Origin of the sequence: Bacteroides sp. (assembly GCF_029057325.1) — a bacterium.
In the GTDB taxonomy this organism is placed as follows: domain Bacteria; phylum Bacteroidota; class Bacteroidia; order Bacteroidales; family Bacteroidaceae; genus Bacteroides.
On the sequence record NZ_JAICZW010000149.1, the window covers coordinates 1 to 14,832 of the forward strand.

Genomic DNA, 14,832 nt, shown 5'->3' on the forward strand with positions numbered 1-14,832 from the left:
GCTTCTGTCATATTACAAAAGTAATCACTTTAAAGAAAACTACAAATAGTTACCCCCAATGATTATCGGGTGAGCCGAGAAGACATGTCAAAATGCCGAATAGCACACACTTAACGCAGAATAAATAGATGACCGCAGATTTTATCTGATTGACTTTAATAAAGAATCTGTGCTTATCTGTTTATTCTGCGTTATCTGTGTGCCATGATGAGTTTTGACTTTACCTTCATGTATGTTTCTCAATTCAGTTCGTCAGGCTCACTTCTTCTCGCCGAAGTCTTGTTGCTGCTGCTCCACTTCCTTCAGTTTCCGGTTGGCGGCTTCGCGTTGCTGCTGCTCTACCTCCAGGTCAGCGGCAGTCTTCAATGTGGCGGAAAGGGCACTGCCGGTAACGGCAGGAATGAGAGCCGCCTCAGCGGCAGAATAGACCTGCGGATGAGCGGCAGGCACACTCACCAGCTCCACGCTGCCGCTGACGGGCATCTGCGAGCCTTCGAAGAGTACACTTGCCGTCACCTTGATGGTGCCGGGACGCAAGGTGGACTGGATGAGCACAGGTGCCGTGCCCCACTTCACCGGAGCGGGATTCGCCAGTACGTCGGCACCGCCAAGGATGCGTCCCTCTCCCTCTACACGGAACTTCACATAGTCATTGTTGAGCCGCTTGATGTTTCCGTTACGGTCGGCAATGGCTGCCACTACGACCACCGCGTCCGAACCGTCGGCACGCAGCTCGGTCTGCTCGTTGTCCACCCAAAGCAGGAGCTTCTCCGGACGGCGGGCGGGACATACCTTGTGGGTAGCCACCACCTGTCCGCCTATAAGTCCTTCGGCAAGGAAGAAGACCTCGTCCTGCTTCCGCTCGTTCATCGACATATATTTGTCAATCATGAAGTCGTACACGCCCTCGAAGGTGATGACGGGCGAAGGCATCCCTTCCTGCCCCACCGGCTTACGGTACGTGAAAGTCTTGCCATCCTTGTTGTAGGTGAGGCGCACCTCCTCGCAGTTGGAGAAGACGGTGACATCGGCAGGCGAGAAGGGCGTCATCTCATGGGCGATATAGACCATGGGCCCCGTCTGGAAGAGACAATCCTCCTGCTGTGCCGAACGCTGCGACTGGAACATATAATAAGAGTATTTGGGCTGACGGAACACATCCATGATACCGCCATAGAAGGGGTCGGGATGGTAGCCGCGCTGATGGTCGAACGAGTGCCACAGGCAACCGCCCACGTGCTGCCGCGGAGTGCGGTAGAGTGCGTCGTAGGAGGTATAGGTATAAGGCGGATGGGCGTAGTGACGTGCCTGCACAAGCATGGCGTGCTCACCCCAGTTGCGTGCCACGCGACTGGGTGAGTTGTGCGAACTCCAGTCGTCCACGTTATCGCCCCACTCGCGGGTGAAGTAGGAAATCTTCGGGTCACGCTCTTTGGCATTGAAAGCACCTCCCTTGCCGTTGGCCGGATGGGTGAACTGGATGTCGTAGTACTCGTGTCCGCGAGCGGTCGCGTCGCAGCCGGAGTAGCAGTAGGGATACGGATACTCCTCCTCGACGATGGTGCGGGTTGTCCGTGCGAAGTCGGCAGGATACCAGGTCTCGTTGAGGATGGGTTCCCACATCCACAGGCAGGCGTGGTTGCGGTCGCGGCGCACCAGGTTGCGGATGTCGCTATACACGCGTTGGGCGAAGACAGGGGCATCGTTCCAGAACTGCCAGCCGGGGGTGTTGTCGAGCACGAACAGGCCCAATTCATCGCAAGCGTCCATGAAAGCAGGATCTTGCGGGCAATGGGCGTTGCGGATGACCTTCAGCCCGGCATCGCGCAACTTCTTCGCATCGCGCCAGTGCAGGCTGTTGGGCACGGCATTGCCCACCACGGCGAAGTCCTGGTGGCGGTTGGCGCCGATAAGGGGTCCCTCGTAGGGCTTGCCGTTGAGCCAAAAGCCCTCCTCGCCCTTGAACTCCACGCTCCGCACGCCGATGCGCCGGCGGTAGCCATCGATGACCTGTCCGTTGTTGTCACGGATGCGGACCAGCAGGTTGTAGAGCTGCGGTTGCTCGGGCGACCACAGGCAGGGTTGCTTGAGCACGACGTTTTCGTCCACCGTCACGGCACGCCCCGCCTTGGCGGAGAAGGTGCGGTTGACCAATGCCGCCTGCTCACCGTCGGGCCGGAGCAATTGGAACTCAACGACACCGGCAAACGACTTCGGACGCTCGTTGCGCACATGAAGCCGGAAACGGACCTGGGCAGAAGCCTCGCTCACCCGGTCGTAAGAGACAAAGAGACCTCCGCCTGCCACCACGTCCTCGAAGTTGGGGTCGGTGATGTGCAACCTGTCGTGCGCCACGAGCCAGCAGTCGCGGTAGATACCGCCGAAGTAGGTATAGTCGAGCACGTCCTGCGCCTTGCCGGGCGGATAGGTGGGGTCGTCGCAGTTGTCTGCCCAGACGGCGAGAATGTTCTCGCCCGTCCAGTCGATGCCGTCGGTGAGGTCTGCCACCACAGGCAGGTAACCGCCGAAATGCTCGGTCAGGAGCCGTCCGTTCAGATAGACCTTGCTCTTGCCCATGATTGCCTCGAAGTGCAGGAAGAGCTTCTTCCCCTTCAGGCGGGCATCGGGAGTGAAGCGTTTGCGGTACCACACCTCGCCCTGATAGTTCACACAGCCGCTCGCCTCGGTGGGCAGGTAGTCGATGCCATGAGGCAAGGAGACCACCGCCCACTGCGCATCGTCGAAGGCCGGTGCCTCGGCACCCGACACGGCCCCCTTGTGGAAACGCCATGCGGGATTCATGGAGAAGACCTCACGCCCCGATTCGGGGAGTTGGAAAAAGCCCGCCGTCGAGAACTCGGGCTGATGGGCAGCTCTTGCCATCAGGAAGAAGAAGAGCAGCCAAAGGAATGTAATCTGCTTTTTCATGTAAAGTTTAAATTATATAGATAATGAAATTGTTGGCGAAACGAAATCGGCCAGAAAATAACTTCTGCAATTCCCCCCTATATTCCCCGGTTTGACAGACACTTGCGTCTGTCGTCTCAAACACTTGTGTCTGTCGGCTTGAACACAAGTGTCTGTCACGTTGGACACAAGTGTCTGTCAACCCACTTTCCATCACCTGATAATCAGTCTGTTAAAAGCCCCAGAAAACAGAGTTGCGAATTAATCCCGCCAACGGGGATGATGTATAAAAGAGAGACCGGCCCCTCCTTGTTGCCGAGGAAGGCAGCCGGTCTCATGCTACCTATTGAAAACTAATCCACTCAGGGGAGAAATCTGTTTACCATCCCTCATTCGGCGTGCAAAGCGGGTTGGTCTCCAGCTCCTTCGAGGGAATAGGATAGTAATAATAACGGTTGGTATTGCCTGTCTTGCCCGTCATGAGCTGCTTGTAACGCACCTCGTTGCAGGTTCTGATGCGCTCTTCGAGCAGCCCCCATCGGCGCAGGTCGTAGAAGCGCTCGCCGTCCACAAAGAATTCGATGGCACGCTGGTGCTCCAGGTCGGCAAAGATGGCCTCTTGGGTCATGGCTCCGCTGTAGTCGTTCAGGTTGGCACGGCGGCGAATCTGGTTGATGTAGCCAACCGCCTTCGGCAGGTTCTGCTGGGAAGCACTGCGCAGGTAGGCTTCGGCAAGGAGCAAAATGACCTCGTCGTAGCGGACAGCACGCTCGTTAATGCACGACATAGGAGGTGATACTTCGGAAGAAGCAGTGTTCCAGTTCTGGTACTTCAACAGCCAGTAAGTGTTCCACTTGTCCTCCTTGAAAATTTCACGGAAGGGTTTCAGGTAGTACATGCAGCCCTCGTAATCCCAAGCCACCGAAGCGCGGGCACGGTAGTCGAAATCACCATCCTTGTCTTTTTCCACCCAGAAGAGATCCATCATCTGCTGCGTGGGAGTGGCTTCGTACCAGCCGCCGGCCTCGGGAGCCGCATACTCTTTCGGACGGGTATTGGTCTGGCTAGAGTTGATGTTCTCGCCATTGCCCCAGATGTCGGTACCGCCTACAGGCTCCATGAGCAGTTCGAAGATGCTCTCCTCGTTGTTCTCGTGCGCCTCGTCGAAGTTCCATGCGAAGTCATCCACCAGCTTGTAGGTGTAGGGCGAAGCGGTCAGCGGCTCCAAAGCAGTGATGGCTTTCTCAAACTGTTCTCCATAGACATACACCTTGCCCAGCACGGCAAGAGCGGCACCCTTGGTCGGTTTGCCGACAACCTCGTTCTTCACGGGCAGCAAGCCGGCTGCGGTGCTCAGGTCACTTTCTGCCTGCGCCCAGATTTCGGCTTGGGTGGACTTCTCCAACGGGAAGGTGGCCGGAGACTGGGAAGCCGTGAGGCGCAGCGGAGCGTCCTTGAACTCCTTACCTAACTGGAAGAGGTAGAATCCCCGGATGAAGAGGCACTCGCCCTTCACCTTGTCGATGAACTCCTTCGAGAAGTTCCCGCCCTTCTCCTCCAGTTTCTGCATGATGGAGTTGGTGCGGTAGAGGGCATTGTAGAACTGATAGAACATACCTTGCGAAAGGGAGTTGCCGTTGGTGTTGGTGAAGTAGCACGCCTGGAACACATCGCTGATGTCGTTGCGGAACTCCACCTCGTCGGCACGGGCAATGCGCATCATTACCCCACGGGTGCCGTAATAGCCACCGTTCAGGGCATTCTTCAACGGGGTGTAGCACGAGGTGAGCGCCAGTTCAAAGTCTGCTTCGTTCTTCCAGAACGTGTCTTCGGTGGCCTGGTTCGGATTCACCTGATCCAGCTGACTGTCGCAAGAGACAAACAGACTGGCCGCCGAAACTATACATGAAGTCAAATATATGTAGATTCGTTTCATAATGGTCTTTCATTTAAAATGTAACATTCAAGCCAAACATAAAGGTACGGTTGGACGGGTAGATGAACTCATCGAAACCACGCGAATAGACGTCAGACGAGTTGACATCGGGCGAGTAGCCGCTGTAGCTGGTGATGGTGAAGAGATTCTCGACGTTGGCATACACCCGTGCCTTCTGCAACCATCTGCCAATCCATGCCTTCGGGAAGGTGTAGCCCACCTGCAGGCTGCGCAAGCGGAAGTAGGAGCCACTCTCCAGGCAACGGTCGGACTCGGAACGGGAGTTACGGTTGGGGTCGGTCCAGATAAGACGTGGATGGGCGGCGTTGGTGTTCTCCGGAGTCCAATAGTCAAGACAGGAAGCCAGGTAGTTGGTTCCACGGGTCACATCCTCCAGTTCCAGGCGGGTGGCGTTGTAGATTTTATTGCCATACACACCTTGGAAGCCGATGGCAAAGTCGAAGTTCTTATAGGTCACATTGCCGTTGAGGGCATACGTGAACTTCGGGAAGGGGCTGCCGCAATAGACGCGGTCGCCGTCGTTGATGGTACCGTCGTTGTTGGCGTCCACAAAGCGGACATCACCCGGTTCGGCACTGGGCTGAATGAGTACGCCGTCCTTCTGATAGGCCTGTACATCGGCAGCGCTATTGAAATATCCGTCGGTCCGGATGAGCCAGAAGCCGCCGATGGGATAGCCCGCCAAGGTCTTGGTGGTGTAGGTGCCGCCGTGGATGGTTCCGCCGGTAATGGCCTGCGACTCAGAACCCATCTCCAGCACCTTGTTCTTGTTGTAGGTGCCCAGCAGGCTCACGCCGTAAGAGAGGTCGCTGTTGATGCGGTCGTTCCAGCCGAGGTTGAATTCGATACCGGTATTGCGAATTTTGCCCGCATTGCGCACAGGGTCGTTCGAACCGCCGGTAGAGATAGGGATGGGCACGTTGAGCAGGATGTCCTTGGTATTCTTGACATACCAGTCAGCGGTGAGCGACAGTCGGTTGTTCAGTGCCACGAAGTCGATACCGATGTTGGTCATTGCCGTCTCCTCCCACTTGATGTCGGGGTTGGCAAAGGTCTTCGGGAAGGCACCTTGAATGAGTCCGCTCTTGCCGTCCGGGTAGTTGATACCCGTTGTCACGACAGACACAAACTGGTAGTTGCTGATTTCCTGGTTACCCAGCACGCCATAGCCGCCGCGCAGCTTCAACTGGTCGAGCCACTGCACCTTGTCCTTGATGAAGGATTCTTCGGCCATGTTCCAACCTACGGACACGGAAGGGAAGTTACCGTAGCGATTGGCCTTGGCAAACTTCGACGAGCCGTCCCGACGGATGGTGGCAGTCAGGAGGTAGCGGTTCTTATAGGAGTAGAACACACGGCCCAGAATGGAAGTCAGCACACTGCGGTTGCTGTAGCCGCTGGAGGTGATGCCCTGTGCGGCAGCGTCAATCTCCTTGATACCTTCGGGCATTCCCTGTCCGGAACCGGCGAAGTAGCGATAACGGGTATCCTGATAGCTGTAGCCTGCCAGAGCGGACACCTTGTGGTCGCCGAAGGTGCGGTCGAAGGTGAGCAAGTGCTCGACGAGGATGTTTCGGGTACGGGTCTGCGTCTCATTCACCTCGGTAAGCGTGTTGGTGTCCAGACCGAAATCATAGAGTCCCTCATAGATATTGTTGCGGTAGAACTGGAAGTCGGGGGTGAAGTTGAGCTTGTACTTCAATCCTTTAATCGGTTCGATGGAGGCATAGAGGTTGGCATAGATTTTCACATTCTCGCTGCGACGCTCCATGAGGTCGTCATCGGTCATCGCCAACGGATTCTTCAGGTTCACCACGTCGCCGTAGAGGCCGCCGTAACCGCCGATGCGCTCATTGTCGTACTGCGCAAGGGTCGGGATTGCCTGGATGGTGTGTCCCACCATACCGCCACGTACTTCAGACTGCAAAGGCTTGTTCTGGTCGTAAGACAACACCACGTTGGTACCGGCCTGGAAGATGCCGCGCTTGAAGTCCTGCTTGCTCTGCAGGGTATAGCGCTGGTAGTTGGTACCCTTCATCGTACCGTCCTGATTGGTGTAGCCGATACTGTTATAGTAAGTGCTATACTTACCGCCTCCCTTCACGGAGAGGTTGTAATTCTGCATCAGGGCGGGACCGAACATGATGTCCTGCCAGTCGTTATCGGGTTTGGAAGCGAGGTCTTGTGCCATGTCGAGGGGCTGCATGCCGGCAGCCTGCCGGGAGACAGAGGTCACTTCGGCCCATCCCTTCGCGTCGAGCAGGTCAAGGTATTTCGAGGGAGTGCTCACGCCAATGTTGGCAGAGAAGTCGATGGTAGGCTTGCCTTCGGTGTTCGAGCCCTCTTTGGTGGTGATGATGACCACGCCGTTGGCGGCACGCGAACCGTAGATGGCTGCGGAAGAAGCGTCCTTCAGCACGTCGATGCTGGCGATGTCGTTGGGATTGATGTGGTCGATTCCGTCCATATACATGCCGTCAACGATGTAGAGAGGCGAAGAATTGTTGAGCGTGCCGATGCCTCGCACCATGATGCGGGTGCCGCCGCCCGGCGTACCGCCCTGCGAAACGATGTCCACACCGGCGATTTTGCCTTGCAGCGCCTGTCCGATGGTGGTGTTGCTTTGGGTGTTCAGCTTCTCGGTGTTGACATTTGCCACGGAACCGGTCAGGTCTGCCTTCTTCTGCACGCCGTAGCCGATGACTACCACTTCGTCAAGAATCTTGGTGTCTTCCTCCAGGATGATGCGCAGGGAGGTCTGCTTGCCGGGCACGAGTTCCTGCGTGAGGTAGCCGATGAAGGAGACCTCGATGACGGACTTGGAGTCGGCATCCAGAGAGAAATTTCCGTTCAGGTCGGTGATGGTTCCGACGGTGGTTCCCTTCACACGCACATTGGCACCGATGACAGGTTCGCCGTTCGTGTCGAGCACCACGCCCTTGACGGCCTTTGCCTGCTGAGCCACCTCACGCCCTTCCTTGGCGGAGAGGATGATGTGCAAACCTTCAAGCTCATAGCGGATGCCGGTACTTTTCAGCACGCGGTCGAGCACCTTCGAGACGGCTTCATCGGTAGCGCTGACGGATGCCGGGATGTTCGTGTTTACCTCGTTGTTATAAATGAACAAGTAATCGGTCTGCGACTCAATCTCGCTGAGGACCGCACTCAAACGAGCGTTAGTGAGATTGATGTTCACCTTCGCACCCTGCGAGTACACGTTCCCCGCATTGGCACAAAGTATTCCTACTATTAAAAGAAGTGTAGTAAGTTTCATACATCTAAAAAGTTGTTTAAAATGAGGGCTTTTATGCGTGAAACCCTCTTCGGTAATGTTATTCTTCATAATTTTAAAGCGATTTTAGTGAACTTCATTCAGTTTACAATCCATTGGGAGGCGGTTCCGGCCCGATGCGCCAACATGCGCCGGTCGCTTCCCTCTGTTTTCTTCAAGTGTTTTTCCGTATTATTCGTTTTCCATAGGCTAAACTGTTTTTTAATGGGTTAGTAAATATCGATGGTTTCTGTCTCATCGTTCCTCTGATAGCGGAAGCGGATGTCACGCTGAAGCACGCGCAAAGCGTAGTCCACACCGTCGGATAGGCGGAACTTGCCGGTATAGGTGTACCTGCGCACCTCGTCGTTGTGAATCTTGATGCGGATGCCGAAGGACTTGCGGAATTGCTGGAGGATGCCTTCAAAGGTCGCGTCGCGGAAACAGATCAGCCCCTCGCGCCAGCGATAGTCCTCCTGATGCTCTATCCACGCCACATTCAGCTGCCCTTCCTTCCAGTAGGCACGCTGCCCGGGCTGAAGGTGCAACTCCGTCGCCTGGCAATCGAACACCTTTACCCCGCCTTCCATCAGCGCAACCTCGAACTCTGAATGGCCGGAGTAGGCATCTACATTAAACCGAGTTCCGGTTGCCTCAATGCCGAATGCCTGCGTGCGGACCACGAAAGGACGGTCCGCATCCTTCGCCACCTCAAAATAGCCTTCACCTTGCAAGTCCACCTCGCGCCGCTTCTCATTGTATGAAGTGGAATAGCGCAATTCGGAGCGCGCGTTGAGCCACACGCCCGTACCATCGGGCAGGGTGATATGGGCACGCTGTCCGGCAGGCACGGCAACAACGGTCTGGCGTTCCTGTCCGACCTTCACGTAGCCGGAATAGAGCTGCTGAAGAACCAGCGTGAGCGCGGCTACCGCCGCCACCTTGAGCAACGCCTTTCCTGCCCGCCGGAACAACGACGGATGCCGGTAGGCCGGCACCTCGTCCGCCGCCATCAGCAGGGCATCGAACAGCCGGCGTTCACGGAAGAATGCCCGACGGTTCTCGTCGGAGGCCTCCATCCACTGCTTCACCCGCCTTCCCTCATCCGGGGAAGCGGTTCCTTCAAAATAACGGTATAAGAGTTCTTTGTCCATATTTCTCCTGTGCTTTTCACAGCCTCTGTATGTAAAGCACTTCAGAAAGAGACATTCCTAGCAGAAAAATAAAAAAAAGGGAAAATAATCTTTCAATTCCTTGCGGAGGATTTTCAAAGCCTTTTGGATATGGAAGTCCACTCCCTTCACACTCAGTCCTGTAGTCTCGGCGATTTCCCGATAAGACTTCCCCGCCACACGGTGCATACGGAAAATCCGGCAGGTCTTTTCGGGCATCCGGCGAAAGGCGGCATTAACCAATTCATGAATTTCGGCGGAAAACAGTTCGCATGGGTCACAGGCTTCCAAAGAGGCGAGACGGGTGTTGAGATCCCATTCGTAGTAGTCACGCACCGCTTGCGAATAGTCCTCGCGCACTTCCAGATGGCGCAGGTAGTTGAGACACTTGCTGCGGATGACGGACAGAACGTATGCCGGCACATTCGACTCTGCAACGAGCGCATTCCGATTCTCCCAATAATACAGCAATGACTCCGTAACAATGTCTTCCGCTACAGGCAAATCGCGGATGTACGAATTGGCAAAACGCACGAACCGCGGCTGATAGTCCAAGTAGAGCCGGTTGAACGCATCACGCTCACTCTGCGGGTGTTTTTCTTTCATAAGTATTTTTATTTCAACCATCTCCGTCCGGAAAACCGGGCAAAGCAATACAAAATTATATACAAGCCCGCAATCTTCCAAGAAAAATATCCTCATTTTCTTGTCAAGAGCAGATTTATGGAAGTTTAACAGAAGAGAGATTCTCCCACAACAGCGCACCTCTCCTTCCACAACATCCTTGCTTTCTACCCGAAAGCCCGGATGTTTTCCTCCGGAAGGTCGTATGTTTTCGGCCAAGAGCTACAGGATTATACCCGTTGAGATGCCACCTTCGGGAAGATAAAGTATAGGATTAGAAAGATAAAGTGCAGGATTAAGGAGACAAAGTACAGGACAGGAAACGGAACGAAACGCACGGACATAAAAAAAACGGAGCGAAGATACCGCTCCGTTTATGCTAATTTCAAAGGGAATGTACGATGGAATAACGAGTGCAAATATACGAAATCCGAAAGGTAAAGTCAAGGGTTTCGGGGATATTTCTAATACAATCTGATAAAAAGCAACCCCAACCCGATAGCCACCACCGTCGCCACCATTCCCGGCATCATGAACGAATGGTTCAGCACATACTTGCCGATTCGCGTGGTTCCGGTACGGTCGAAGTTAATAGCCGCCACCACCGTCGGATAATTGGGGATGAAGAAATAACCGTTCACGGCAGGAAACAGGGCAATCAACACCCAAGGCGAAATTCCCAAAGCTATACCCAAAGGCATCAAGGCACGCACTGTAGCCGCCTGGCTATAAAGCAGAATCGACATGATGAACAGGGCTATACCGAACAACCAAGGCATCTCACTCACTATTCCTTCAATGGAGCGGGTCAGCAAAAGCATGTTCCCCTGCAAGAACGTATCCCCCATCCAGGCAATACCAAATATGGCTATCACCGCCTGCATGCCTGCCGAGAATACCGAACCTTGCGTCGCCCTTATTCCATCTGTCCGTGTCAATAAAAGGATGAGGGCAGCGGCAGACAACATGATGATTTCGATGATGTAGGACATTCCCAACTGAACCGTCTTGCCCTCCACCGTGAACGAAGGACGCCAACTGTCGAACGAACCGAAAAGGACAATGAAAACCGTGGCAAGAAGGAAGACCCATACGGACAATACAGCGTTCCGCTTATTGCGCACATCCTCTATCTCCACTTTGGGAACATCCAGATAGCCTTCCGCCAGTCTCTTCCGGTATTCGGGGTCATCCGTCAGCTCTTTCCCCACCTTCATGGAGAACAGGGCCCCTACAAGCACGCCGATGGCAGTGGCAGGTACCGTAATCTTCAAGATATCAATCAGCGAGACATCGAATCCGGCCAGCAGTCCGAGCAACGCGACGGTAGCTGCCGAAATGGGACTTGCCGTAATGGCCTGCTGCGAAGCGATCACTGCAATGCCCAACGGCCTTTCCGGTCGGATGTTGGTCTCCTTCGCCACCTCGGCTATGACGGGAAGCACCGAATAGGCGACGTGTCCCGTGCCGGCAACAAATGTGAAAAGGTAGGTCACAATCGGGCTCAGGATGGTGACGTGCGACGGATTTCTGCGCAACAGTTGTTCCGCCAGTTTCACCAAATAGTCCAATCCGCCCGCCGCCTGCATACACGAAGCTGCGGAAATGACGGCAGCTATCATCAGCATCACGTCGATGGGAGGAGAGGTAGGTTGCAATCCGAAACCAAACGTCAGAACCGCCAAACCGATTCCGCCCATCACTCCAAGTCCGATACCCCCCAAACGGGCACCTACGATAATAGCGACCAATACAAATGCCAGTTGCAAGACCATACTTCTTTCTATTTTTTGATTGATGGACAAAGATATGCAAAAGGCATGAGAAAAAATACTATACAGGGGAAAGAATGGTCCGGCTGGCAGGGCTTTTTCATTTAGAGAAGTTATGGGAGTTAAAGGAGTGACAACTCCTCTAACTCCTGCAAATAAGAGACTACGGTTATTCGCCCAGTTCGATCTTGCCCGCCTGCCGCATCCGCACATTCAGGGCGGCATCTTCATCCAACGGAGTCCAGATGACCTGACGGCATTCCCCCTTCTGCAAAACATTGCGATGTGTGCCACTGCCGGACAGATGCTCCGTACCGATGCGGAACGAATCAACATCCACACGCCAGTCGGATATCTTATCCAGATTCAGATGCAGGTCGTGCACTTCACCGCTATGGAGGCGTAAGGTCCGGGCCTGCGCAGCCAGCGAAAGGATGTGGCAATCTTCCACCCGCGCCAAGTCGCACACCCGGAAGAAAAACGTATCGCGACACACACCCTTGAACATGGTTTCCATACTCTCCACATCCACCAGAACACTCTGCACACCGGCAGGCAATTCCAAAGCCATCCCGGCAGACCGAAGTTTTATCCAGTTCTCCTCCCGGAAACGCTCCTCCAGTTTATCTTCCGGAAAATTGAAAGCGATAGACAAGGTGTCGCCAACGGAAGTGATGGACATCAAAGATTCCATATCGCCGGCATAGGAAAGAGTGCCTTGCAGGGAATCACCAGAAGTGACCGTCAGCGGCACCTCCCTGAACGAGAACGACCGTTCGCACTCGACAATGCCTTCCCGCTTCTGCCTCCATACGGGTGTCGGTTCCGTCAGCTTCACCACCCGGCAAGGCGGCAACTGCACCGTTTTCCGGCTTCCGCCGATTTCCCAAAATGTATCTTCCCAAGCGACGGTATAACGGGAAAGATAAAATACGATGCCGCACACCAGCACCAGGCCGGCCATCAGCATCCCTATCATGATATAAGTTGTTCGTTTCATAAGCCCTCTTTTTTTATTTTTGTTGCTTGATAAACTCCCGGTACATTTCCGCCACTTCTTCGGCAGAAATGCCCAGCGTGAAAATCTGTTTAAAGAAATAATCCACCTCCTCTTTCAGGAAGTACTCCTTCCGCAGCGAAAGAATCAACTCGCGTGCGCCCACCGACACAAAGTAACCGATGCCACGCTTGTTGTAAATCACCCCCTGCGACTGGAGGTAATCGTAAGAACGCATCACCGTATTGGCATTGACCTCTACCACAGCCGCATACTCACGCACAGAAGGGATACGTTCTTCCTCCTGATACTGACCGAGGATCACCTCGTCACAGATGCGGTCTGCTATTTGCAGGTAGATGGCTTTACTCTCCTTGAAGTTCATGGTTACCAACGATTTATGATTTCCGATTCCTTGAAGCGAAAATAAGCAAGCACCCAGTTGAAGAGGGTCATGCCAAAACTGAACAACGTTATCAACAGCTTCATAGTCTCCTCCGAAGGTTCATTCGGATTATTTATCATATAACTTGCATTCCAAAACAATTTAACTGTCAGAGAACCTACCAAAACGTAACTGATGACTATCACCACTCCGGCAACAAAAGTCTTCATGAAAGCGTTCTTGGGCCACACAGAGCTGCCAAGCACGAAACAAGACTGAAACAGGAAATAGCCGCCCACCGCCATCATGAAATAGCCGCAATCCCCGAAAAGCGTCCAATTGGCCAGGCTGTTCCTACCGCCTTCCACCAACAGCGAAAGCAACGGGACACTCCCCACACTCTCCATGCCGGGATGCTTCACCATCAGAAAGAGCATCCGAGTCCAATCCGCCAACTTATACGCCACAAGATAGGCCAACAGAAAACCGAACGTAAACACCAGCCAGCGTGCAAAGAACTTCTCGAACATTGTGGCAGGTGTCATCAGCACGGACAACCGGTTGTTCTTGGTCTTCATGCGCTCCATCGTAAACGAAGCACTGAGGCATCCCATGATGACAAGTCCCCAGACAAAAGCCAGCACGCCGAACCTCCAGATATGCCTCTCCAGATCTTCCACGCTTCTATTATAACCACCGTATTCAATCATTCCATTCCAGACAAGCACCAAGGCCAGCATGCCATACATCAGTACCACACGCAGCAGATTGGCTTTCCAGCCCTCTACCATCTCTTTGCGACATACGTTCACAAAACGAGGCAAACTAAAAAAAGTATCGCGTATCATTGTTCGTTTGTTTTAGGGTGAAATATGGCTGCCATCTTCTCCGGTGTCGCAAGCGTGGCACCAAACAGCAGCTCAAGATTAATCTCAGACTCCGCACCTTCCGTATTGGGTAGCATCAGCAGATTGCCTTGCAGAGAGGGCAACGTATATAAGGCATGCTTGGCAAGCTCTCTGTCATCGCTCTCCATAAAAAGCAATTTATTGCAAATGCGAGAGATGGATTCGTCCAGCAACACCCGGCTATTATCCATAATCAGCACATGATCCAGCACTTTGTCAATGTCGCGCACCTGGTGTGTGGAGATGACGATGGTCTTCTCATCCGACATTCCCGATGCCAGAAATTTGCGGAACTGGCTCTTTCCCGGGATGTCCAGCCCATTGGTCGGTTCGTCCATCAGCAGCAACGAGGTGTTGGCGGCCAATGCAAAGCTCATAAAGATCTTCTTCTTCTGTCCCATGGACAAAGCCCCCAAGTCAACATCCAAATCCATCTCAAAAAAATGAAGATACTTCACCATATCCTCCTTGCTGAAACGAGGATAAAACGGACTGTTCAACTCAATGTAGCTGACCAAAGAGACAGCCGGCAAATCAAACTCCTCCGGCACCAAAAACATGTCCTGTAGCGTGACAGGCAACCGACGACGTACATCTACGTCACCATACAGCACTCTTCCCTGCTTGGGGGTAAGCAAACCGCTCATCAAATAAAGCAAAGTCGATTTACCGGTTCCATTCTTGCCCAGCAAACCATAAACCCGCCCCTTTTCCAGCGAAAGAGAGAAATCACTCAGGACTTCCTTTTTACCTTTGTGATAACTAAACGAAAGATTTTCTACTTGTAGCATACGCTTATATAATTTATATATCTTACAGATTAAGTGTATTAGTATGAT

Annotated in this window: 10 protein-coding genes; all 10 read right to left on the reverse strand. The window is 53.6% G+C overall.

Going from position 1 to position 14,832, the window contains the following annotated elements; translation table 11 throughout:
* Window positions 1-258: 258 nt before the first annotated feature.
* The 10 genes from K2G43_RS09285 to K2G43_RS09330 all read right to left on the reverse strand — a co-directional run bounded on the left by K2G43_RS09285 (window position 259) and on the right by K2G43_RS09330 (window position 14,784).
* Window positions 259-2,928 carry a glycoside hydrolase family 2 TIM barrel-domain containing protein gene (locus tag K2G43_RS09285; protein ID WP_300154482.1) on the reverse strand — a complete coding sequence of 890 codons (2,670 nt, stop codon included), beginning with the start codon at window positions 2,926-2,928 and terminating at the stop codon, window positions 259-261.
* A 358-nt stretch (window positions 2,929-3,286) separates the two neighbouring features.
* Window positions 3,287-4,843: a RagB/SusD family nutrient uptake outer membrane protein gene (locus K2G43_RS09290; RefSeq protein ID WP_300154485.1), complete on the reverse strand. Its 1,557-nt coding sequence runs from the start codon at window positions 4,841-4,843 to the stop codon at window positions 3,287-3,289.
* A 13-nt stretch (window positions 4,844-4,856) separates the two neighbouring features.
* Complete coding sequence (locus K2G43_RS09295) at window positions 4,857-8,138, reverse strand: TonB-dependent receptor (protein WP_300154488.1); 3,282 nt, start codon at window positions 8,136-8,138, stop codon at window positions 4,857-4,859.
* 227 nt (window positions 8,139-8,365) lie between these two features.
* Window positions 8,366-9,289 carry a FecR domain-containing protein gene (locus K2G43_RS09300; RefSeq protein WP_300154491.1) on the reverse strand — a complete coding sequence of 308 codons (924 nt, stop codon included), beginning with the start codon at window positions 9,287-9,289 and terminating at the stop codon, window positions 8,366-8,368.
* Between the two features lie 57 nt (window positions 9,290-9,346).
* Window positions 9,347-9,913, reverse strand: a complete 567-nt coding sequence (locus K2G43_RS09305) for an RNA polymerase sigma-70 factor (protein ID WP_297642624.1) — start codon at window positions 9,911-9,913, stop codon at window positions 9,347-9,349.
* 482 nt (window positions 9,914-10,395) lie between these two features.
* On the reverse strand, window positions 10,396-11,706 hold the full coding sequence (locus K2G43_RS09310; protein WP_300154494.1) for an anaerobic C4-dicarboxylate transporter: 1,311 nt from the start codon (window positions 11,704-11,706) through the stop codon (window positions 10,396-10,398).
* A gap of 166 nt (window positions 11,707-11,872) precedes the next feature.
* Window positions 11,873-12,703: a hypothetical protein gene (locus tag K2G43_RS09315; RefSeq protein WP_297642620.1), complete on the reverse strand. Its 831-nt coding sequence runs from the start codon at window positions 12,701-12,703 to the stop codon at window positions 11,873-11,875.
* Between the two features lie 13 nt (window positions 12,704-12,716).
* Window positions 12,717-13,085 (reverse strand): GntR family transcriptional regulator, encoded by a 369-nt coding sequence (locus K2G43_RS09320; protein WP_297642618.1) that lies wholly within the window; start codon window positions 13,083-13,085, stop codon window positions 12,717-12,719.
* Between the two features lie 2 nt (window positions 13,086-13,087).
* A complete protein-coding gene (locus K2G43_RS09325; protein WP_297642616.1) occupies window positions 13,088-13,933 on the reverse strand; it encodes a hypothetical protein in 846 nt (281 codons plus the stop codon).
* A complete protein-coding gene (locus K2G43_RS09330) occupies window positions 13,930-14,784 on the reverse strand; it encodes an ATP-binding cassette domain-containing protein (protein WP_297642615.1) in 855 nt (284 codons plus the stop codon). Before K2G43_RS09330 ends, K2G43_RS09325 begins: the two co-directional genes overlap by 4 nt.
* Window positions 14,785-14,832 lie beyond the last annotated feature (48 nt).